Below are 20743 nucleotides of genomic sequence, written 5' to 3' on the forward strand. Positions count from 1 at the left end.
GCAAGATCATGGTCCAACACAGGGATAGAGCCCCAGGCCGATTGTTTCGGCACGGATCAGGTTCGATATCCGCGCTGGTCTTTGCCGCCGGCGCGGTGGCTTTGTGGTCGACCAATGCTTTGGTCGGCAGAACCCTGCTGGCAACACATCCGGTGTCGCAAGTGCAGTTCCTGCAATTTGCGGGAGCTGCACTGGTCTTCGCCTTGATCCGGCTCATGAACCCTGAGGAAGCGCGGCCAATGGCGCCGAGGGCGACACTCGCTCCTCTCGCTGTCGGATTCATCGGTCTGGTCGGCACCATGGTGCTGCAATACGTCGCCTTCGCCTCGATGCCGGTAATCGAAGCCAATCTCGTGGCCTATACCTGGCCCTTGATGGTCGCCGCGGCAGTGATCGCCTTCGACAATCCCCGGCGTCCGGTCATGCTGGGGCTTGCCGCGGCCCTTGGCTTCGCCGGCGTTGCGCTGGTGATTTCGGGAGGGCGTGAGAGCAACTGGTTCCAGGGCAATCTCCTCGGCTATTTCGCCGCATTCGGGTCCGCGCTGTGCATGGCTTTCTATTCGGTGATGGTTGGACGGCTCGCCACTTCACCCGATCGGCTGCTGCTGCCTTCGTCGCTGGTCGGCGTCGCGTTGACGCTTCTATGGTCCGCTGGCGACGGCGTCGCCTGGCCCTCCGGCGTCGATCTCGCCCTGGGGCTCTATCTCGGCGCCGGCCCAATGGGACTGGGTTATTACTTCTGGTCGCGCGCCTTGAAGCTCGAAGGCAGCGGCAAGGTCGCGGTCGTCGCCTATCTCACGCCGATTGGCTCGACATTGCTGCTGACCCTGTCCGGTGAGCGGTTGACGACAACCGCAATTGCCGGCGCCGTCCTCGTCATCGGCAGTTGTATCGCGGTCGGCCTGGAGCGCTCGGAGGTGCAAGACTATGTTTGACGACAATGAACGTCTCGCCAGGCAGGAAGCGCATTGGCTGATCAAGGAATTTGGCGCCGAAGCACCGCTCTACGCGGCGATGAAGGCCGAAAAGGCGATTGAGCAGAAGGATTTCGGGCGCTGTGCCCGTTGGCGGCGTATTCTTGAGATATTGGCCGACGCTCGGACGACCAAGTCTGCTGCTTCCAAGTATTAGATTTTCTAATTTGCGCAGCGTCGATTTTCCATAAAAATAGTTGACGCCAAGTCTTGATTCGTTTTGGCACTTGGCGCCCGTTGGGGGACGCGGTTAAAGAGATACATCGACGAAAGTCTTCGCTGGGGTGGATGGCTTTCTCGCAAATAGGATGAAAGAATTGTCAAATATCGAGGATAAGACCGTTATAGAGCTAACGGCCGATATTGTCTCGGCCTATGTCGGCAACAATCCACTCCCAGCTTCCGGCCTGCCTGACCTGATTGCCAGCGTCAGCGCCTCGGTTCGAAAACTGGCTGGCGCGGTCGTCGTGGAAAGCCCGAGCCTGGTTCCGGCCGTAAACCCCAAAAAGTCGGTATTTCCCGACTACATCATCTGCCTGGAGGACGGAAAGAAGTTCAAGTCGCTCAAGCGACACCTCAGGACAGACTATGGTCTGAGCCCGGACGACTATCGGGCCAAATGGAGCCTGCCGCCGGACTATCCGATGGTCGCTCCGAATTACTCGGCGACCCGGTCGGCACTGGCAAAGTCGACGGGACTTGGCCGCAAACCGGCAGCAGCGCCGGCCGCCGTGGCAAAGGGTGCCAAGCGCAAGGCGGCTGGCTAAGCGCGAAGCGTCCCGGCCAACCGGCCTGGACGCGACAGCCAATGGAACCCGGAAAGCGGCTTTGCCCTTCCGGGTTCACCGTCTGATTTGCGGTTGATCGCGCAGAACCACGTTCAGCAACGAACTGTGCACCACGAGTTTCCCATTGTACTCGATGAATCCGAGGTCGCGGAACTTGTTCATGAAGTGCTGACTCCCGGTCGCGTTGTGCCGATCATTTCGGCAAGCGTCTCCTGGTTGACCTTGCCGAGAAAGGGTTCGGGCTTTTCCTCCTTGCCGAAATTTGCCAGCAGCAGAAGTGCCGTGCCAGGCGCTTTTTCGCTGAAGCCGCTACATCGCCTTGCGAGAATATCTTCTGGTGGCCTCGCGCTCCCGCCTGTGTTTCAGGCCTTGTGCGGCCAACTGGCCCGCAAGGTCTTGCGAAGCGTTGATGTCCGGTGCAAAAGCGCGGCCATGCTGATCATCAACGACCTTTCGCTCCGCATGGCAGGGCGCCTGCTTCTCGACCATGCCTCGCTGACCTTGCCGGCCGGCACCAAGGCCGGCCTTGTCGGCCGCAACGGCACCGGCAAGACGACGCTGTTCAAGGCCATCACCGGCGATTTTCCCTCCGAGACCGGTTCGATCAGCCTGCCGAAGAACACGCGCATCGGCCAGGTGGCGCAGGAGGCGCCGGGAACCGAGGAGCCGCTGATCGAGATCGTGCTCAAGGCCGACCTCGAACGCACGGCGCTGCTCGAAGAGGAAAAGACCGCGACCGATCCGCACCGCATCGCCGATATTCACATGCGGCTGGCCGACATCGACGCGCATTCGGCCGAGTCCCGCGCGGCCACCATCCTCGCCGGCCTCGGCTTCGATGACGCAGCGCAGCGCCGGCCGGCCTCGTCCTTCTCCGGCGGCTGGCGCATGCGCGTGGCATTGGCCGCCGTGCTGTTTTCAGAGCCTGATCTGCTGCTGCTCGACGAGCCGACCAACTATCTCGACCTCGAAGGCACGCTGTGGTTGGAAAACTACGTGTCGAAATACCCGCACACGGTTCTGCTGATTTCGCACGACCGCGACCTGCTCAACCGTGCCGTCAACTCGATCGTTCATCTCGACCAGAAGAAGCTGACCTTCTGGCGCGGCGGCTACGATCAGTTCGAGCGCCAATACACCGAGCAGAAGGAATTGCAGGAAAAGGGCCGCGTCAAACAGGAGGCCGCCCGCAAGCACATGGAATCCTTCGTCGAGCGGTTCCGCGCCAAGGCGTCCAAGGCCAGACAGGCGCAGTCACGCATCAAGGCCCTGGAAAAGATGAAGCCGATCGCGGCGATCGTGAACGATTCGGTGCGGCCGTTCTCTTTCCCCGAACCGGTGAAGACTGTGGCATCGCCGATCGTGGCGCTGAACAACGTCAATGTCGGCTACACCGAAGGCCAGCCGATCCTGAAGAAGATGACGTTGCGCATCGACGCCGACGACCGCATCGCGCTGCTTGGCGCCAACGGCAACGGCAAGTCGACCTTCGCCAAGCTGCTGTCGGGCCGCCTCAAGCAGGAGAGCGGGACCATGACGGTGGCGCCCGGGCTGAAGGTGGCGATCTTCGCCCAGCACCAGCTCGACGATCTGCGTCCGGACGAAAACGCCTATGAGCATGTCCGCCGGCTGATGCCCGAGGCGCCGGAATCCAAGGTGCGCGGCCGCGTCGCCCAGTTCGGTCTGACGACCGAGAAGATGAATACGCCCGCCAAGGACCTGTCCGGTGGCGAGAAGGCGCGCCTTTTGATGGGCCTGTCGGCCTTCGAGGGGCCGAACCTGTTCATTCTCGACGAACCGACCAACCATCTCGACATCGACAGCCGTGAATCGCTGATCCATGCGCTGAACGAATTTCCCGGGGCCGTCATCCTGATCTCGCACGACCGCCATTTGCTCGAGGCGACCGCGGATCGGCTGTGGCTGGTCAAGGATGGCGCGGTCAACGCCTATGATGGCGACCTGGAGGACTACAAGACGCTGGTCACCGGCGTGTCCGGCGACCGCCGCGGCAAGCGCGAGGCCGACAAGGCGTCAAAAGCCGACCGCCGCCGCGATGCGGCGGCGCGCCGCGCCGCCTTCGAGCCGCTGGCCAAGGAAATCCGCGCCACCGAGGCGCTGATGGACCGCCTACGCAAGCGCATCGACGGCATCGAGGACGAACTGGCCAATCCGGCGATCTACGAAAAGGATCCCTCGACGGCGACGCGCCTGGCCAAGGAGCGCTCGCAGCTCGCCCAGACGCTGGCCGGCCACGAGGAAAAATGGCTGACCATGTCGGCCGAGTATGAGGAAGGCACGGCGGAGTAGGGGGAGCGTTCTTTCGTTTGGGAGAGAAGGAAGGGCGCTATCTGGCCCTACACGCCACGTGCGAAACTCGCTAGACATGCTTCATGAACCAGCACGCCAAGCTTCGCATCGGCCATTCGGCCTGTCCGCATGATTGCCCGTCCACCTGCGCGCTCGAGGTCGAGTTGCTCGACGGCAACCGCATCGGCCGTGTCCATGGCGCCAAGGCCAACAGCTACACATCCGGCGTCGTCTGCGCCAAGGTCGCGCGCTATGCCGACCGCGTCCACCACCCCGACCGCTTGCTGAAGCCGCTGATCCGCGCCGGCGCCAAAGGCGACGGCGTCTGGCAGGAAGCGAGCTGGGAGGCGGCGCTCGACCTCGTCGCCGAAAAGTTCATCGCGGCCGAAGACAAATACGGCTCGGAGACGGTCTGGCCCTATTTCTATGCCGGCACGATGGGGCTGGTGCAGCGCGACGGCATCGACCGGCTGCGTCACGCCAAGAAATATTCGGGCTTCTTCGGGTCGATCTGCACCAATCTCGCCTGGACCGGCTGGATGATGGGGGCGGGCGCCCTGCGTGGGCCCGACCCGCGCGAAATGGCGAAATCCGACTGCGTGGTGATCTGGGGCACCAATGCCGTGGTCACGCAGGTCAATGTGATGACCCATGCCATCAAGGCGCGCAAGGAACGCGGCGCTAAGATCGTCGTCGTCGACGTCTATGAAAACGCGACGATGAAGCAGGCCGACATGGGCCTTGTGCTGAAGCCCGGCACCGACGGCGCGCTGGCCTGCGCGGTCATGCATGTGCTGTTCAGGGAAGGCCTGGCCGACCGCGCCTATCTCGAAAAATACACCGACGACCCGAAGGGGCTGGAGGCGCATCTTCGGACACGATCCCCTGAATGGGCGGCCGAGATCACGGGCCTGTCGGTCACCGAGATCGAGGCCTTTGCCCACCTCGTTGGCACGACCAAGAAAACCTATTTCCGTCTCGGCTACGGCTTCGCTCGCCAGCGCAATGGCGCCGTCAACATGCATGCCGCTTCCTGCATCGCCGCGGTCACGGGCAGCTGGCAGTATGAGGGCGGCGGCGCCTTCCATTCGAATTCCGGCATCTTCAAGCTCAACCAGGAGGTGCTGGAAGGCACCAGGATGCGCGATCCCTCGATCCGCCATCTCGACCATTCGCGCATCGGCCCGGTGCTGACCGGCGCCGGCGACGCGCTCTACGGCGGGCCGCCGGTGACGGCAATGCTGATCCAGAACACCAACCCGGTGAATGTCGCGCCGGAGCAGCGGCTGGTAAGGCAGGGCTTTCTGCGCGACGACCTGTTCACTTGCGTGCACGAGCAGTTCATGACCGACACCGCCAGGCTGGCCGATGTCGTGCTGCCGGCGACGATGTTTCTCGAACATGACGACGTCTACAAGGGCGGCGGCAACCAGCACATCACGCTCGGGCCCAAGCTGATCGAGCCGCCGGAAGGGCCGCGCACCAACCATTTCGTCATCGAGCAACTCGCCGCGCGCCTGGGGGTCGCAGACCGCCCGGGTTTCGGCCTGACCGAACAGCAGCATATTGACATCATTCTCGGCAAGCGTGGGCTGGGCAGTTTCGACAGCTTGAAAGAGCAGAAATGGGTCGATCTGCAGCCGGATTTCGAGGCCGCGCATTTTATCAACGGGTTTGGCCATGCGGATGGTAAATTCCGCTTCCGCGCCGACTGGACCGGCCAGGCGGCTCCCAACCGGCCGCCGAAGAGCATGGGCCTGTTCGGACCGGTGGAACGGCTGCCTGAGTTTCCCGACCATGTCGACCTGATCGAAGTGGCCGACGAAGCGCATCCATTCCGGCTGACGACCTCGCCGGCGCGCAACTTCCTCAACTCGACCTTTGCCGAAACGCCGGTGTCGAAGGAAAAGGAAGGCAGGCCGGCACTCCTCCTGCATCCCGACGACGCAGCGGACCTTGGGCTTGCCGACGGAGACCGTGTCGAGGTCGGCAACCGGCGCGGCGAGCTGGTGCTGCATGCCAAATTCTTCGACGGCATCAAGCGCGGCGTGGTGATAGCCGAAGGCATCTGGCCGAACAGCGCGCATGAGCGCGGCGAGGGCATCAACGTGCTGACAGGCGCCGATGCACCCGCGCCCTATGGCGGTGCTGCCTTCCACGACAACAAGGTCTGGCTGCGCAAGGCGGATTGAGCCGGGCGGAACCAGGTCGTCCGCGAGCCCATCACACCGGCAAGATCTCGGCCGCCTTCGTCCTGTTCAGCCGGTGCCTTATGTCGTCGGCGATCGCCTGGGCCTCGATCCCGATCTCGCGCAGCAATCCGGTGACTGCATTGTGGAAACCGATGAGGTAGAGGCCGAGATCCGAAGCTTTGGGGGTCACTCCACTGCGGTCCGGCTGGATGCCGGGCTCGAGAAATCTGGCATAGCCCGGCCGGTAACCGGTGGCGAAGATGATCGCGTCGAATTCGCCGTGTTTGCCGTCGGCGAAACGGGCGCCGCGTTCCGAAATCTCGGCGATATCGGGCGCGACCTTGATCGCGCCTTCGCGGATCTTGCCGATGGTGCCCACATCGATCACCGGAATGCGCGATGCAATCGCAATCTGCTCCAGCAGTCCCTGTCCCGGCCGTTTGAGCCCGTATTTTTCCAGCCTGCCCAGCACCAGGTCGAGAATGACCGGGAAAAGAACATCGTTGAAGCGCTGCGGCCCCAGGCGCGCGGCCATGCCGACCATCTGGATGGGCACGCCGAACAGTTCGCGCGGCACGATATGAACGCCGCCGCGCACGGAAATCGTCGGCCGCGCGCCGTTTTCCGCCAGATCGAGCGCAATCTCCGCACCGGTGTTGCCCATGCCGATGACCAGCACCGACTGACCGGCGAAAGGCCTGGCATTGCGATAGTCCGCGCTGTGCAATGTCTTGCCCGTGAAGGTATCGATACCGGCAAATCCGGGCCGCAAGGGCTCGGCATTGTAACCTGACGCGATCACCACATGTTTGGCGCGCAACGGCCTGGATAGCGCGTCCACACGCCAGCCGCGACCGTCCCGGGTGACCGCCTTCACCGTTTCTCCAAAGCGGGGCTTGAGGTCGAAGCGTTGCGCGTAGGCATCGAGATAGTCGACGAAGAGCGCACGCGGCACATAACGCGGATAGTGTTTGGGGAAGGGCACGAAGGGCAGCGACGAATAGCGCTTGGTCGTATGCAGGTGGACGCGCTCGTAATGGCGCCGCCAGGCAGGCGCGGCCTGCTGCTCTTTTTCGATGATGATGAAGTCGACGCCCGCCTGCCGCAGGCATGCGGCGACTGCCAGGCCCGCCGGCCCGGCACCGATGATCGCTACTGTCGTGGTGTCGTCCAAGCGCGCCTCCCAGCTCAATTCGCGTCCTGAGAATGTCAAAAGCATGGCCGGACGGACTGGACCCTGCCCGCCGGCAAGCTCAACCCGGCAACGGCACGGTTAGCCCGACCTTGACGCGGTCCATGGCCACGAAGGTGCGAAATTTCCGGACATTGTTGCTGCCGAAGAACAGCTTTCGCGTCAGCGCCTCATAGGCGCCCATGTCGGCTACGGTGATGACGAGGATGAAGTCGGCCTCGCCGGTGACGTAATAGCATTGCTGCACTTCGGGCGTTTGCGAGAATTGCCGCTTGGCCCCGTCGATAAGCTCGGTGCGCTCGCTTTCCAGCTCCACCTCGACGAAGATGGTGATGGGCTGGCCGACCGCCGCGGGTTCGATGATCGCGACATTGCTTGCAATGACGCCCGCCTGCTCCATGCGCTTGATGCGGCGCTGCACCGCCGGTGCCGACAGGTTCACCGCTTCGCCGATCAGCCGCTGCGGTGTCGTGTTGTCTCGCTGCAGGATGGCAAGGATGGCGAGATCGAAACTGTCGAGTGAGGGCGACGATGGAGGCAACGGGCGGCATCCCGGTGAAACAAACTTGCATTTCGCAGGCCTAATTACAGCGCTCTTTGCGCCTGTCCTGCAATATGTTGTCGCTAACTGCCAAGGAGGCGCCCAGTGTTCCTGCCCAATCGCAATGCCTTGCACGGTGAGCCGCTTGATGCGACCGATGCCGAAACCCTCGGGATCGCGGGCGCGGACACGGTCGAGCGCTTTCTCGCTCATCGTGACAATCACGCGATGACGCCGCTGCACGCGCTGCCGACGCTGGCGGGCGAACTTGGCCTCGCTGCGCTGCATGTCAAGGATGAGGGCTTTCGTCTCGGCCTGGGCAGCTTCAAGGCGCTGGGCGGCGCCTATGCTGTTTTCCGCCTGGTGCTGGAAGAGGCCGGCAAACGCCTTGGCCGCCCCGTCGATATCGAGGATCTCGATCGTGCCGATGTTCGCTCGGTCGCCGCGAAGATGACATTTGCCTGCGCCACCGACGGCAATCACGGCCGCTCGGTCGCGCAAGGCGCCGAGCTTGCTGGCGCTAGGGCCGTGATCTTTGTCCATGCCGGCGTCAGCGACGGGCGCATTGCTGCCATAGCCCGCTACGGCGCCGAGATGGTTCGCGTCGATGGCAATTATGACGATTCGGTCAGGCAAGCGGCGCAGGTCGCGGCCGAGAAGGGCTGGAGCGTGGTGTCGGATACGTCGTGGCCCGGTTATGAGCGCATCCCCGGCCTGGTCATGCAGGGCTATACGGCGATCGTGCGCGAAGCGCTGCGCCAACTCGGCGAACCGCCAACCCATGTCTTCGTCCAGGCCGGCGTTGGCGGCATTGCCGCGGCGGTGGCCGGCCATCTCGCCATCGTGCTCGGCGACGCCAGGCCGACCTTCACCGTCGTCGAGCCGGCGCGCGCGGCCTGCGTTGTCGCGGCTGCCCGGGCAGGGCATGTGGTCAAGGTGGCGCACGACCAGCCAACGGTCATGGCCATGCTTGAATGCTATGAGGCCTCTCAGGTCGCCTGGCGCGTGCTGGCGCGCGTCGCCGATGCCTTCATGACCGTGGACGAAGACGACGCCGTCGCGGTGATGCGGCGGCTGGCCCGGCCTGCCGGCAGCGATCCGGTGATCGTCGCCGGCGAGAGCGGCGGCGTCGGTCTTGCCGGACTGGTCCGGGCGATGGCCGAAAACAGGGCCGATCTAGGCCTCGACGGCAAATCCCGCGTGCTGGTGGTCAACACCGAAGGCGCCACCGACCCGCATCGCTATGCCGAACTGGTCGGCTTGAGCCCGGCCGAGGTGCTGGCCGGCAAGCTCGCTGCCGAGGCAACAGCATGATTGCTGTCGATGCACAGCGCCTGGTTGGCCGTATCCGCGAACTCGGCGCCGTTGGCCGCGACGGCGAGGGCAGGCTGACCCGGCTCGCGGCCTCCGACACCGACAGACAGGGCCGCGACCTCTTCCTCGGCTGGTTGCGGCAGGCCGGGCTCGATGTCGCTATCGACCGCATTGGCAACATTTTCGGCATCTGGCAAAGTGCCGGCAATGCGGGCGAAGCGCCGCTGCTCATCGGCTCGCACATCGATACAGTCATCGACGCCGGCATCTATGATGGCTGCTACGGCGTGCTTGCCGGGCTGGAGGTGATCGAGACGCTGAAGGCGTCGGGTTTCCCGCCGGCGCGCCCGCTCGCCGTCGCGGCCTTCACCAATGAGGAGGGCGTGCGCTTCTCCCCCGACATGATGGGCTCGCTGGTCCATGCCGGCGGAGTCGATGTCGAGGCGGCGCTCGCCGCTGTCGGCACCGACGGCAGCACGCTCGGGCAGGAACTCGCCCGTATCGGCTATGCGGGGGAACGCGAACCCGGCTTTCTCAAGCCGCACCTCTATGTCGAACTGCACATTGAACAGGGGCCGCTCCTGGAGCGCGAAGGCATTCCGATCGGCGCGGTGGAGACCCTGCAAGGCATCTCCTGGCAGCGCATAACCCTCGATGGCGTCGCCAACCATGCCGGCACCACGCCGATGTCGATGCGCTGCGACGCCGGATATGCCGCGGCACGCGTGGTCACCTTCCTGCATGACCTTGCAGCGGCCTCCAACGCGCCGACCGTTGCCACCGTCGGCACGATGCGATTCGAGCCGAATGCCATCAACGTCATCCCATCGCGCGCCGTCTTCACCGTCGACCTGCGCGATCCCGACGAGCAGCGCCTGCAAGCACAGGAGGCGTCGCTGGCCGCCTTTCTCGAACAGCTCGCCGCCGAGGGCATCACCGTGTCGGTCGAGCGGCTGGCCCGCTTCGAGCCGGTTGTCTTCGACGGGCAGGTCGTCGAATTGATCGAGGCTGCCGCCAGGAAGCGCGGGCTTGCCTCGCGGCGAATGACCTCGGGCGCCGGCCATGACGCGCAGATGATCGCGCGCATGGCGCCGGCGGCGATGATCTTCGTGCCGAGCGCCGGAGGCATCAGCCACAGCCCGCATGAATACACCGAGGATGCCGAGCTTGTTGCCGGTGCCAACATCCTGCTTGATGTCGTCGCTGAACTCGCCGCGCTCAAGGGCTGAACAAAATGGCTGAACTCGATCCAGAAACGCTGAAGCGAGAGATGATCAATTGGCGGCGCGACCTGCACGCGCACCCCGAATTCGGCTTCGAGGAGAAACGCACTGCGGCCTTCGTCGCGGCCAAGCTGCGGGAATTCGGCCTGGACGATGTCGCCGAGGGTGTCGGCGGCACCGGCGTCGTCGGCACTTTGAAGCGCGGCACCGGCAACCGTGCCATTGCGTTGCGCGCCGACATGGATGCGCTGCGCATATCGGAGCAATCGAGCGCGCCCTACCGCTCCGGCAATCCCGGCGTCATGCACGCCTGCGGCCATGACGGCCACACCGCCATGCTGCTTGGCGCGGCAAAGCTGCTGGCGGGTGAGGGTGGTTTCGACGGCACCGTGCGCTTCATCTTCCAGCCGGCCGAGGAGTGGGGCAGGGGCGCGCTGGCCATGCTCGACGACGGCCTGATGCAGCGCTTTCCCTTCGACGAGATCTTTGGCCTGCACAACATGCCTGGCCTTCCCGTCGGGCATTTCGAGACCCGTGCCGGCCCTGTCATGTCGGCAGAGGATAATTTCGAGATCGTGCTCAGGGGGTTCGGCGGCCACGCGGCGCGGCCGCATTCGGGCAACGAAACGCTGGTCGCCGCCTGTGCGCTGGTCACCAATCTGCAGACCATCGTTTCGCGCCGCCTGAGCCCGGCCGACATAGCGGTGGTTTCGGTGACCGAACTGATCACCGATGGCACCCGCAATGCGCTGCCTGGTCTTGCCCGCATCCTCGGCGATACGCGCAGTTTTCGCCCCGAGGTCAGCGTGGCGATCGAACGCCAGATGCGCACCATCGCCGGGGGCACCGCGGCCGCCTACAACATTGCCGCCGAGGTCCATTACACCAGAGAATTCGTGCCTTTGCACAATGATGCCGAACTGGTCGAGGCGGCCTTCGCCGCCGCCAAGAAAATCTTCGATCCCCGCAATGTCGCGGTTGCCCGCGAGCCGATGACGGCGTCGGAGGATTTTGCCCGATTCCTCGATCACGTGCCGGGCTGCTTCGTGTTCCTCGGCAATGGCGAGGCCTCGGCGCCGCTCCACAATTCCAGCTATGACTTCAATGATGACGGGCTGGTCTTCGGCGCCAGTTTTCATGCCGCCATCGCCAGGCAACGGCTCGGAATTTGACCGGCCGCGGCCCCCCCTTCGGCACGCCTTTGCCGGTGGAAAACGCCTGGAAAAGGCCGAAATCCGCGATCCCACATGACGCAGCGGCAAGACTCAGCTAGGCTGTGTGGTGCGGCGGACCTGATTTATCCGCTTGGCCGGCGCCTTCTCCTCCCAAGCGGCGCCGGCCTTCTTCCCGCGCCGACCGCCTGCTAAATTAGCATTCATTAAATTTAGAATATTCGCACTTGCCGGGCGTTAGCGTCTTTCTGGCATGGAAGACGCTGGTCCTCGGCTGTTGCGGGAAGACCAATGCGCGGGCGGAACTGGATAAGGGCGTTGCGTCAGGATGAGGCGCGGCAGGTGCGTGCGCGCATCGCCGAACTCGAAAGAAACCTTACAATGGCATTCCCGGCCCGAGGCCGTCAGCTGCAACAGGACGCCGGGCACGAATTGCGCAATGCCAAGTTCCGCCTCGAGCGGCTTGAAGAATGCATCGCGGCGATGCAATGAGGTTTCGACGGGTCCTCAGTGCACCGGGATCATCTCAGTTGCCCGACACTCCCCGTGTTCATGACAGGATTGCTGGCGTAGGGGCTTTGTTCGGCACCAGGAGCCTTGGTCGGTGGCAATTTGTTGTCGCAGGCCGAGACAGCCAAAACGACCAGGACAAGGGCTAATCCTAGCTTCTTCATCTCTATCGCCTCCTTGCTTTCAACGACCCGCCATCGGTTTGGTTGCGAACTTGGCGCGATGGAACAAACCGTCATGTTTCCGGTTGACCCTCATCAGAGGAGACCGCGGCATGATCCGTTTGCTTCTGGCAGGTACTTTTGCCTTTCTCGCTTACCGCCTCGCGCGCAAGATGATCGATGACGTGCCCGGCGACATCGATCCCCTGTTGCTGCCCGCGCCGAGAAGTGACCGCGAAGCTCTGCGCCGCCAATCGGCGGCCATGGGTGTCGATCCCCGGCGGTAGAGCAATTCCAGGAAAAGTGTGAAGCGGTTTTCCCTGGAAAAGCGTAGCGCTTTCCCTTGGGAGTTGCGTCAAGACCAAGGGGCCCTCGCGAAGCTTCTATGTTGCGAACAAAGCGGAAACGATGCTTGATGGGCGATGAACCTCGCCGCTCATGATTCGACCTTTGTGGAATCGACTGCCCAGCCCGCCTATCTCGCGCGGCTGAACGATGCCCAGCGCCGGGCCGTCGAGCATGGTGACGGCAAGATCGCCGGGCCGTTGCTGGTCATTGCCGGCGCCGGCTCGGGCAAGACCAACACGCTGGCGCATCGCGTCGCTCATCTCATCGTCAGGGGTGCCGACCCGCGCCGTATCTTGCTGATGACCTTTTCCCGGCGCGCCGCATCCGAAATGGCGAAACGTGTCGAACGTATCGCCGGCGAGGTGCTCGGCCGCGACGCCGCGGTGATCACCGATGCGCTGACCTGGGCCGGCACTTTTCACGGCATCGGCGCCCGGCTGTTGCGCGACTATGCGCTGGAGATCGGCCTCGACCCGGCCTTCACCATCCATGATCGCGAGGATTCCGCCGACCTGATGAATCTGGTGCGCCACGAACTCGGCTTCTCGAAAACGGAAGCGCGCTTTCCGACCAAGGGCACCTGCCTTGCCATCTATTCGCGCGCCGTCAACGCGCAGGCGCCGCTCGGCGAGGTGCTGGGCTCGGCCTTCCCCTGGTGCGCCGGCTGGGCCGAGCAGCTCAAGCAATTGTTCGCCGGCTATGTCGAGGCCAAGCAGGCGCAGAACGTTCTCGACTATGACGATCTGCTGCTCTACTGGGCGCAGATGGCGGCCGAGCCGGCAATAGCGGCGCATCTGGGCGGCCGTTTCGACCATGTTCTGGTCGACGAATACCAGGACACCAACCGCCTGCAGGCTTCGATCCTGATGGCACTGAAACCCGACGGCGCCGGGCTGACGGTGGTCGGCGACGATGCGCAGTCGATCTATTCGTTCCGCGCCGCCGAGGTGCGCAACATCCTCGATTTTCCAACACAGTTCGGGCAGGCCGCCGATGTGGTGATGCTGGAACGCAATTACCGCTCGACGGAAACCATTCTGGCCGCCGCCAACGCGGTGATCGGCGAGGCCTCGGAGCGCTTCACCAAGAACCTCTGGTCGGAGCGCAAATCATCAGACAAGCCAAGGCTGGTAACCGTGCGCGACGAGGTCGAGCAGGCCAACTTCGTCTGCGATACCATCCTCGCCGAGCGCGAGGCCGGTACGGCGCTGAAATCGCAGGCGGTGCTGTTTCGCGCCTCGCACCACAGCGGGCCGCTGGAGATCGAGCTGACGCGGCGCAACATTCCCTTCGTCAAGTTCGGCGGCCTGAAATTCCTCGATGCCGCCCATGTCAAGGATGTGCTGGCGGTGCTGCGCTTTGCCGAAAACCCGCGTGACCGCGTCGCCGGCTTTCGCGTTCTGCAACTGATGCCGGGCATTGGCCCTTCGGCTGCCGCGCAGATCGTCGAGACGATGACGACAGCGCTGGATGAAGCGATGGGCTTGGCCGGATGGCGGCCGCCGCAGCGCGCGGCGGACGACTGGCCCGGTTTCGTCTCGCTCTATTCCGGCCTGCGGGCCGGCGCCAAATGGCCAGCCGATCTCGAACAGGTCAGGCTCTGGTACGAGCCACATCTGGAACGCATCCATGACGATGCCATCACACGCCGCGCCGACCTGTTGCAACTCGAGCAGATCGGCTCGGGCTACGCCTCGCGCGAGCGCTTCCTGACCGAACTCACGCTCGATCCGCCGGATGCGACCAGCGACCAGGCTGGACCGCCGCATCGTGACGAGGACTATCTGATCCTTTCGACCATCCATTCGGCGAAGGGCCAGGAGTGGAAGAACGTCTTCGTGCTCAACACCGTCGATGGCTGCATCCCGGCCGATCTCGGCGTCGGCACCAAGGAGGATATCGAGGAGGAGCGCCGGCTGCTCTATGTGGCGATGACACGGGCCAAGGACAGCCTCAACCTCGTCATGCCGCAGCGCTTCTTTCCCCATGGCCAGGCCGCGCGCGGCGATCGCCATCTCTATGCCTCGCGCACGCGCTTTATCCCGGCCTCGATTCTCGCCGCGTTCCAGCAGATGTCGTGGCCGGGCGCACAGGCGGCACAGGGCAGGGCGCCCCGGCCGGACGTGCGCGTCGATATCGGCGCGCGCATGCGCGGCATGTGGAAATAGCTGAAACCATGGTGCAGCCGTCGATCAGGGTCGCCATCGCCGGGGCGCTGGGCCGCATGGGGCGGCAGATGGCGGAGGCCGTTCTGGCCGATCCGCGGCTGGCGCTTGCCGCCCGCTTCCATCGCCCAGGCAGTGTCGGCGACGGGCTGGTGAGCCGCGACGAGGCGCTCGCCGTGGCCGATGTGGTGATCGATTTCACCACGCCGGCGGGCTCCGCCGATCTGGCGAGGGTTTGCGCAAACCGGGGCGGCCCCGCTTTGGTGATCGGCTCGACCGGTTTCGATGCCGCCGAACTGGCTGATATAGCCGATGCCGCGAAAGCGGTTCCCATCGTCCGCTCCGGCAGTTTTTCGCTCGGGCTCAACATGCTGGTCGGGTTGGTCGAGCGGGCGGCGAGAGCGCTCGCCCCCGAAGATTGGGACGCAGAGATCTTCGAGGCGCATCATCGCCACAAGGTCGATGCGCCGTCGGGCACCGCGCTGATGCTGGGGCAGGCCGTCGCCGGTGGACGCGGCGTCGAACTGGACGCGGTCGCAAGGCGCGTCCGCGACGGCGTCACCGGCGCGCGGCCGGCCGGCGAGATCGGTTTTGCGGTGGCTCGCGGCGGCAGCATCGTCGGCGAACACAGCGTCAGCTTCTGTGCCGAAGGCGAGCTTGTTACCTTGTCGCACGCTGCCGGGGACCGCATCATGTTCGCTCGTGGCGCCATCGCCGCGGCACTTTGGGTGTCGGGACGCAAGCCCGGCGAATACGATATGCGCGACGTGCTGGGATTTAATCGCTGAACTTGGCACGGCGTGCATTTTCACGCCGCCGCTATTGTCCGCCGGCCGCGGCTTGCCGATCCGCAAGCCTTGCCGTCATTTTCGGCTTTACCCTGAAAGCTGGATGAAAGGTTGGTGCCATAACTCTTGTCCGGCGCCCCCATATTGTCGCGCAAAAGCGATGGGAGAGAGAGGGGCGCGGGAAACGAACAAAGGGAAGAGGCCATGTCGCTCGCGCGAATTCTGCTCGATTCAGCCGCCACAACCGCACTCGTCGCCACCATGGCCTTGTCAGCGCCGTCCGTACACGCCGCCGACAAAGTTTCCATCATGGTCGGCGGCTACGAGAAGCAGATTTACCTGCCAGCCAAACTGACCGAAGCACTCGGTTACTTCAAGGACGAGGGTCTCGACGTCGAGTTGCTGAATGAGCCGGCCGGGGTCGACGCCGAAAATGAGATGCTTGCCGGTGCCGTGCAAGGAGTTGTCGGCTTTTATGATCACTGCATCGATCTGCAGGCCAAGGGCAAATTCGTCGAATCCATCGTCCAGTTCAGCCAGGCGCCGGGCGAGGTCGAGCTCGTTTCGACCAAGCATCCCGAGATCAAGTCGCCCGCCGACTTCAAGGGCATGAGCCTGGGCGTGACCGGTCTAGGCTCATCGACGAATTTTCTTACGGAATATCTTGCCGTCAAGAACGGTTTGAAGCTCGGCGAATTCACCTCGGTTCCGGTCGGCGCCGGCAACACCTTCATTGCCGCCATGCAGCAGGACAAGATCCAGGCGGGCATGACGACCGAGCCGACGATCACGCGGCTGCTGAAGACAGGTGAAGCGTCCGTTCTCATCGACATGCGCACGATAGAAGGTACCAAGGCTGCTCTCGGCGGCACCTACCCGGCCGCCTCACTCTATATGCAGACAGATTGGGTCGAAGCGCACAAGGACATCGTGCAGAAGCTGGCCAATGCTTTCGTCAAGACGCAGAAGTTCATCAATTCGCATAGCGGCGCCGAGATCGCCGACAAGATGCCGAAGGACTATTATGTCGGCGACAAGGAAGGCTATGTGAAGGCCCTCGATGCCGGCAAGGCGATGTTCACCCCCGACGGGATCATGCCCGAGGGTGGACCTGAGACAGTGCTGACGGTTCTTTCAGCCTTCAAGAAGGAACTGCAGGGCAAGCAGATCGACCTTGCCAAGACCTACACCTCGGAATTCGTCAAGAACGCCAAGTAGCAGACAGTACCGGCGCGATGAACGACATCGCGCCGGTACCCTCAGTTTTTCACCTCCGGCGACCTTGGGGCCGACGGCGGGCGTCTGCTCTTATCCAGGAGTTCCACCATGGCTATTGAAAAAAATGCACCGGCGATCGAGCTGATCAACGTCAGTCGGCGTTTCCTTTCACCCACCGGCAAATCGCTGACGGCACTGCGCGACTTCACCATGATCGTACAGCGCGGCGAATTCGTCGCCGTTGTCGGTCCGACCGGCTGCGGAAAATCCACCACACTCAATCTCGTCACCGGGCTGGCAAGCCCAAGTGCCGGCGAGGTTCGTGTCATGGGCGCACCGGTCAAGGGGATAGACCCGCGCATCGGCTTTGTTTTCCAGAGCGATGCCCTGTTTCCGTGGCGAACCGTGATCGACAACGTCATGGCTGGTCCGCTCTTTCGCGGCAAGGCCAAATCCGAAGCCACGGCTGCGGCGCGCGACTGGCTGGCGCGCGTCGGGCTGTCGCGTTTCGAGCAGCATTATCCGCACCAGCTTTCAGGCGGCATGCGCAAGCGTGTGGCGTTGGCGCAGACTTTCATAAACGGTCCGGAGATCCTGCTCATGGACGAGCCGTTTTCAGCGCTTGACGTGCAGACCCGCGTGCTGATGCATGAGGAACTGCTGCGCCTTTGGTCCGAAGCAAGGGCTTCCGTGGTCTTCGTAACCCATGACCTGGAAGAGGCGATTGCCTTGGCCGACAAGGTCTATGTCCTGACCGCCGGTCCGGCCACCGTGAAGTCGGTCTACACGATCGACCTGCCGCGCCCACGCGTCGTCGCCGACATCCGTTACGAACAAAGCTTCATCGATTACTCGCGCACCATCTGGGCCGATCTCAAGGAAGAGGTCGAGACCAGCTATGCACGCGCGGCAGCCTGAGGAGGAAAGCCATGACCGATGCCGCAATCGACATCAGAGCGGGCGCTTTCAAGCCTGGCACTTCCGACGCGGAAATCGAAGCGGTCGCGGCAAAAGCATCGCAGCGCCGCCGCCGCACCGTCATATTCTGGCGGGTCGCCATACTGGTCGCCTTTCTCGGCCTGTGGGAGATTGCCGCGCGCCTGGCGTGGATCGATCCGTTCTTCTACGCGATGCCGAGCGCGATCGCGCAGCGGCTCTATGAATGGACGACGGAAGGAACGTCCGAGGGGCCGCTCTGGTATCATCTCTATGTTACCATGGAGGAGTCGGTCATTGGCTTCGTGACCGGTTCGGTAGCTGGCATCATCATCGGTGTCGCGCTCGGTCGCAACCGGATGGCCGCAGACATTTTCTCCATCTACATCAAGGTGATCAATTCCATCCCTCGCGTGGTTCTGGCACCGATCTTCATCATGATCCTCGGCCTCGGCCTCGCTTCGAAAGTGGCGCTTGCCTTCGTCATGGTTTTCTTTGTTGTCTTCCACAATGCATTCCAGGGCGTGCGGGAGGCCGACAGGGCAATGATTGCCAATGCCCGTATCCTCGGGGCTTCCAACTGGCAGTTGACGCGCTCGGTGATCGTCCCTTCGGCGATGAGCTGGATCTTCGCCAGCCTGCATGTCAGCTTCGGCTTTGCCATCATCGGTGCGATCGTCGGCGAATTCGTCGGCTCGCGCTATGGCATCGGCCTGCTGATCAATATCGCCAAGGGATCCTTCGACGCTGCCGGCATGTATGCCGCCATCGTCATCGTCATGGTGGTGGCGCTCGGCGCCGAATATCTGATGACCATGGTCGAGGATCGCCTGGCGAAATGGCGCCCCCAGCCGCTGCATGAGACGCAGTGAGCGGCGACATGGGCTAGCTGCTTGCCAGCGGCAACCTCACGTCAACCACCAGACCGCCGGCCGCGCCATCCCGCAGGGTGACGCGGCCGCCGGCGTTTTCGACGACCTCGCGCACGATGGCGAGCCCCAGCCCGCTGCCTTCCTCGGTCGAGCCGGCGATGCGGTAGAAGCGCTCGAACACGTGATCCCGCTCTTCCACTGGAATGCCAGGCCCGTCGTCGGTGACCGTCAGCACGGCTTCGCCATCGACGGCCGCCAGCCTCACAGTGACGCTGCCACCTGACGAGGAGTAGCGCAGCGCATTGTCGACGAGGTTGACGATCATTTCGCGCAGCATGGTGCCGTCGCCGATGACCGGCGCGGGGCCGGCCTCCTCGAGGCCGAGATCGACGTTGCGGCTGACGGCGATCGGCGCATGGGTTTCCAGAACCTGGCGAGCCGCTTCGGTCAGGTCGACGCGGTCGGCGCGCGGCCGTCGGCTACCCGGCTCGGCTCTCGACAAGGTCAGCAGTTGTTCGGCAAGCCGTGCCAGGCGGCCGGAGCTTGCCTGGAGTGCCACCAGCGCCTCGTGGCGGGCGTCGGGGACGGTTTCTCGCAGCGCGTAGCTTGCCTGCGTCGACAGCAGCGCCAGCGGCGTGCGCAACTGGTGCGCGGCATTGGCGACGAAGCGGCGTTGCGACGCCATCTGGGCCCGCACGCGTGCCATATAGGCGTTGAGCGCTTCGATCAGCGGGCGGATTTCGCTTTGGGCGCCCGGCACTTCGACCGGGTCGAGGTCGCTGCGGTTCGGCGAACGCACTGCGTCGCGCAGCCTGATGAGCGGCGCCAGGCCCCGATGCAGGCCAAGGAGCACGAAAAGGCCGGCGATCGCCACCAGCGCCAACTGCTGGGCAAAGGCGCCAAACCAGAGTCGCCGCACCATCGCGTCATGTCCGGCAAGGGTGACGCCGACGGTAACCGATATCGGCGAATCCTTGCCGGCGCCGACCACACCCTGGCTGAAGGTAAGCAGCCGCAGCCGGTGGTCGCGATAGGTTGCCTCGGTGCTGGACGGCGTCAACGCCTCCGGCAGATTGGGATAGCCGGTCAGCAGCCGCCCTCTGGCAGTCTTGACATGGTAGTAGACGCTGTCGCGGTCGCCCGTATCGAACATCTCGATCGCTGCCGGCGGGATCGTGGCATCGAGCACGCCATCGGTCATGGCGACCTGCTCGGCGATGGTCCGCGCCGAGCCGAGCAGCATTCGGTCGGTGACCAGGTTGGCTGTGGCCAGCGCGCTGCCATGGCTGGTCCACAGATTAATGGTGGCGAGTCCGGCCAGTGGCAGCACCACCCATGCCAACAACTGCAGGCGGAGGCTATTGATCTTCATGCCGCAGAAGATAGCCGAGGCCACGCAAGGTGGCGATCTGGACCCGCGACCCTTCGAGCTTCTTGCGCACGCGATGCACATAGATCTCGATGGCGCTGGGGTCGGCATCGGTCTCGAAATCATAGATCGCCGCCGAAAGTGCCGCCTTGCTCACCGTGCGCCCGGCCTTCACCATCAATTGCTCCAGCACCGCATGTTCGCGAGGTGTGAGCGCCAGTGGTTCACCGGCCAGCGAAAACAGCCTTGTGTTGGTGTCGAAGACGAGATCGCCGCAGGCAACGACAGGCGCGGTGCGGTCGTTGGCGCGGCGCAGCTGCGCCCGAATACGGGCCTCGAGCTCCTCGATCTGGAATGGCTTGGCCAGATAGTCGTCGGCGCCTTCGTTGAGGCCCTTGACCCTGCCGTCGAGGCTGGCATTGGCGGTCAGCACGATCACGGGCACCCGGTTGCCGCGCGCCCGCAGCATGCGCAGCACCTCCAGGCCGCCCATGCGCGGCAGTGCCAGGTCTAGGATGACGAGCGCATGGTCGCCCGCCGCCAGCGCGTGCTCGACATCCTCGCCCTCATGGACGATGTCGACCACATAATTCGCCTGGCGCAGGGTCTTGCCCAGCCAGTCGGCCAGTTCGCTGTTGTCCTCAACGAGCAGCAGTCGCATATCTATGAC

The 20743-nt window shown here is 63.8% G+C and carries 19 protein-coding genes; 15 read left to right on the forward strand and 4 right to left on the reverse strand.

What is annotated here, in order from left to right; translation table 11 throughout:
- Window positions 1–8 precede the first annotated feature (8 nt).
- From FJV83_RS04540 to FJV83_RS04565, 5 genes are all read left to right on the forward strand, one after another.
- Complete coding sequence (locus FJV83_RS04540) at window positions 9–935, forward strand: DMT family transporter (protein ID WP_142886397.1); 927 nt, start codon at window positions 9–11, stop codon at window positions 933–935.
- Window positions 928–1131 carry a hypothetical protein gene (locus FJV83_RS04545; protein WP_010915223.1) on the forward strand — a complete coding sequence of 68 codons (204 nt, stop codon included), beginning with the start codon at window positions 928–930 and terminating at the stop codon, window positions 1129–1131. Before FJV83_RS04540 ends, FJV83_RS04545 begins: the two co-directional genes overlap by 8 nt.
- A 151-nt stretch (window positions 1132–1282) precedes the next feature.
- On the forward strand, window positions 1283–1741 hold the full coding sequence (locus FJV83_RS04550; protein WP_019857325.1) for a MucR family transcriptional regulator: 459 nt from the start codon (window positions 1283–1285) through the stop codon (window positions 1739–1741).
- Between the two features lie 453 nt (window positions 1742–2194).
- Entirely contained in the window at window positions 2195–4072 is a 1878-nt protein-coding gene (locus FJV83_RS04560; protein ID WP_142886398.1) for an ABC-F family ATP-binding cassette domain-containing protein, read from the forward strand.
- A gap of 83 nt (window positions 4073–4155) precedes the next feature.
- Window positions 4156–6264: a molybdopterin oxidoreductase family protein gene (locus FJV83_RS04565; protein WP_095788305.1), complete on the forward strand. Its 2109-nt coding sequence runs from the start codon at window positions 4156–4158 to the stop codon at window positions 6262–6264.
- 31 nt (window positions 6265–6295) lie between these two features.
- On the opposite strand, the gene FJV83_RS04570 is transcribed toward FJV83_RS04565, so the two are convergent.
- The gene (locus FJV83_RS04570; RefSeq protein ID WP_179296322.1) at window positions 6296–7483 is read right to left on the reverse strand and encodes an NAD(P)/FAD-dependent oxidoreductase; all 1188 of its coding nucleotides are present in this window, start codon (window positions 7481–7483) and stop codon (window positions 6296–6298) included.
- 34 nt (window positions 7484–7517) lie between these two features.
- Window positions 7518–7997 (reverse strand): Lrp/AsnC family transcriptional regulator, encoded by a 480-nt coding sequence (locus FJV83_RS04575; RefSeq protein ID WP_095770640.1) that lies wholly within the window; start codon window positions 7995–7997, stop codon window positions 7518–7520.
- A gap of 105 nt (window positions 7998–8102) precedes the next feature.
- Here FJV83_RS04575 and FJV83_RS04580 point away from each other — a divergent pair, with 105 nt between their 5' ends.
- The 10 genes from FJV83_RS04580 to FJV83_RS04620 all read left to right on the forward strand — a co-directional run bounded on the left by FJV83_RS04580 (window position 8103) and on the right by FJV83_RS04620 (window position 18704).
- Window positions 8103–9311 (forward strand): diaminopropionate ammonia-lyase, encoded by a 1209-nt coding sequence (locus FJV83_RS04580; protein WP_142877855.1) that lies wholly within the window; start codon window positions 8103–8105, stop codon window positions 9309–9311.
- On the forward strand, window positions 9308–10540 hold the full coding sequence (locus FJV83_RS04585) for a Zn-dependent hydrolase (RefSeq protein WP_095770638.1): 1233 nt from the start codon (window positions 9308–9310) through the stop codon (window positions 10538–10540). Before FJV83_RS04580 ends, FJV83_RS04585 begins: the two co-directional genes overlap by 4 nt.
- Before the next feature lie 5 nt (window positions 10541–10545).
- Entirely contained in the window at window positions 10546–11706 is a 1161-nt protein-coding gene (locus FJV83_RS04590) for a M20 aminoacylase family protein (RefSeq protein WP_142886399.1), read from the forward strand.
- 318 nt (window positions 11707–12024) lie between these two features.
- On the forward strand, window positions 12025–12198 hold the full coding sequence (locus FJV83_RS04595; protein WP_245437719.1) for a hypothetical protein: 174 nt from the start codon (window positions 12025–12027) through the stop codon (window positions 12196–12198).
- A gap of 292 nt (window positions 12199–12490) precedes the next feature.
- A complete protein-coding gene (locus FJV83_RS36320; protein WP_095788308.1) occupies window positions 12491–12664 on the forward strand; it encodes a hypothetical protein in 174 nt (57 codons plus the stop codon).
- Window positions 12665–12799: 135 nt separating this feature from the next.
- The gene (locus FJV83_RS04600) at window positions 12800–14893 is read left to right on the forward strand and encodes an ATP-dependent helicase (protein ID WP_142886400.1); all 2094 of its coding nucleotides are present in this window, start codon (window positions 12800–12802) and stop codon (window positions 14891–14893) included.
- Window positions 14894–14901: 8 nt separating this feature from the next.
- Window positions 14902–15678, forward strand: a complete 777-nt coding sequence (dapB, locus tag FJV83_RS04605; RefSeq protein WP_142886401.1) for a 4-hydroxy-tetrahydrodipicolinate reductase — start codon at window positions 14902–14904, stop codon at window positions 15676–15678.
- 204 nt (window positions 15679–15882) lie between these two features.
- Window positions 15883–16896, forward strand: coding sequence for an ABC transporter substrate-binding protein (locus FJV83_RS04610; protein WP_095770922.1), 1014 nt, complete (start codon window positions 15883–15885; stop codon window positions 16894–16896).
- A 108-nt stretch (window positions 16897–17004) separates the two neighbouring features.
- Window positions 17005–17814, forward strand: a complete 810-nt coding sequence (locus FJV83_RS04615; protein WP_142886402.1) for an ABC transporter ATP-binding protein — start codon at window positions 17005–17007, stop codon at window positions 17812–17814.
- 11 nt (window positions 17815–17825) lie between these two features.
- The gene (locus FJV83_RS04620) at window positions 17826–18704 is read left to right on the forward strand and encodes an ABC transporter permease (RefSeq protein ID WP_142886403.1); all 879 of its coding nucleotides are present in this window, start codon (window positions 17826–17828) and stop codon (window positions 18702–18704) included.
- 13 nt (window positions 18705–18717) lie between these two features.
- Here FJV83_RS04620 and FJV83_RS04625 read toward each other — a convergent pair whose 3' ends face one another.
- Together FJV83_RS04625 and FJV83_RS04630 are read right to left on the reverse strand one after the other, a co-directional pair.
- Window positions 18718–20076: a sensor histidine kinase gene (locus FJV83_RS04625; RefSeq protein WP_095770630.1), complete on the reverse strand. Its 1359-nt coding sequence runs from the start codon at window positions 20074–20076 to the stop codon at window positions 18718–18720.
- On the reverse strand, window positions 20063–20734 hold the full coding sequence (locus FJV83_RS04630) for a response regulator (RefSeq protein ID WP_142886404.1): 672 nt from the start codon (window positions 20732–20734) through the stop codon (window positions 20063–20065). The genes FJV83_RS04625 and FJV83_RS04630 overlap by 14 nt, the downstream gene beginning before the upstream one ends.
- Between the last annotated feature and the right edge of the window lie 9 nt (window positions 20735–20743).

The sequence above is a fragment of the Mesorhizobium sp. WSM4307 genome (assembly GCF_007003945.1).
GTDB lineage: Bacteria > Pseudomonadota > Alphaproteobacteria > Rhizobiales > Rhizobiaceae > Mesorhizobium.

What these genes read in the sequence shown, in the direction of transcription:
- FJV83_RS04540 (WP_142886397.1), top strand. Translation starts at nt 9, where the DNA reads ATGGTCCAACACAGGGATAGAGCCCCAGGCCGATTGTTTCGGCACGGA.
- FJV83_RS04545 (WP_010915223.1), top strand. Translation starts at nt 928, where the DNA reads ATGTTTGACGACAATGAACGTCTCGCCAGGCAGGAAGCGCATTGGCTG.
- FJV83_RS04550 (WP_019857325.1), top strand. Translation starts at nt 1,283, where the DNA reads ATGAAAGAATTGTCAAATATCGAGGATAAGACCGTTATAGAGCTAACG.
- FJV83_RS04560 (WP_142886398.1), top strand. Translation starts at nt 2,195, where the DNA reads ATGCTGATCATCAACGACCTTTCGCTCCGCATGGCAGGGCGCCTGCTT.
- FJV83_RS04565 (WP_095788305.1), top strand. Translation starts at nt 4,156, where the DNA reads ATGAACCAGCACGCCAAGCTTCGCATCGGCCATTCGGCCTGTCCGCAT.
- FJV83_RS04570 (WP_179296322.1), bottom strand. Translation starts at nt 7,483, where the DNA reads ATGCTTTTGACATTCTCAGGACGCGAATTGAGCTGGGAGGCGCGCTTG.
- FJV83_RS04585 (WP_095770638.1), top strand. Translation starts at nt 9,308, where the DNA reads ATGATTGCTGTCGATGCACAGCGCCTGGTTGGCCGTATCCGCGAACTC.
- FJV83_RS04590 (WP_142886399.1), top strand. Translation starts at nt 10,546, where the DNA reads ATGGCTGAACTCGATCCAGAAACGCTGAAGCGAGAGATGATCAATTGG.
- FJV83_RS36320 (WP_095788308.1), top strand. Translation starts at nt 12,491, where the DNA reads ATGATCCGTTTGCTTCTGGCAGGTACTTTTGCCTTTCTCGCTTACCGC.
- FJV83_RS04600 (WP_142886400.1), top strand. Translation starts at nt 12,800, where the DNA reads ATGAACCTCGCCGCTCATGATTCGACCTTTGTGGAATCGACTGCCCAG.
- dapB (WP_142886401.1), top strand. Translation starts at nt 14,902, where the DNA reads ATGGTGCAGCCGTCGATCAGGGTCGCCATCGCCGGGGCGCTGGGCCGC.
- FJV83_RS04610 (WP_095770922.1), top strand. Translation starts at nt 15,883, where the DNA reads ATGTCGCTCGCGCGAATTCTGCTCGATTCAGCCGCCACAACCGCACTC.
- FJV83_RS04615 (WP_142886402.1), top strand. Translation starts at nt 17,005, where the DNA reads ATGGCTATTGAAAAAAATGCACCGGCGATCGAGCTGATCAACGTCAGT.
- FJV83_RS04620 (WP_142886403.1), top strand. Translation starts at nt 17,826, where the DNA reads ATGACCGATGCCGCAATCGACATCAGAGCGGGCGCTTTCAAGCCTGGC.
- FJV83_RS04625 (WP_095770630.1), bottom strand. Translation starts at nt 20,076, where the DNA reads ATGAAGATCAATAGCCTCCGCCTGCAGTTGTTGGCATGGGTGGTGCTG.
- FJV83_RS04630 (WP_142886404.1), bottom strand. Translation starts at nt 20,734, where the DNA reads ATGCGACTGCTGCTCGTTGAGGACAACAGCGAACTGGCCGACTGGCTG.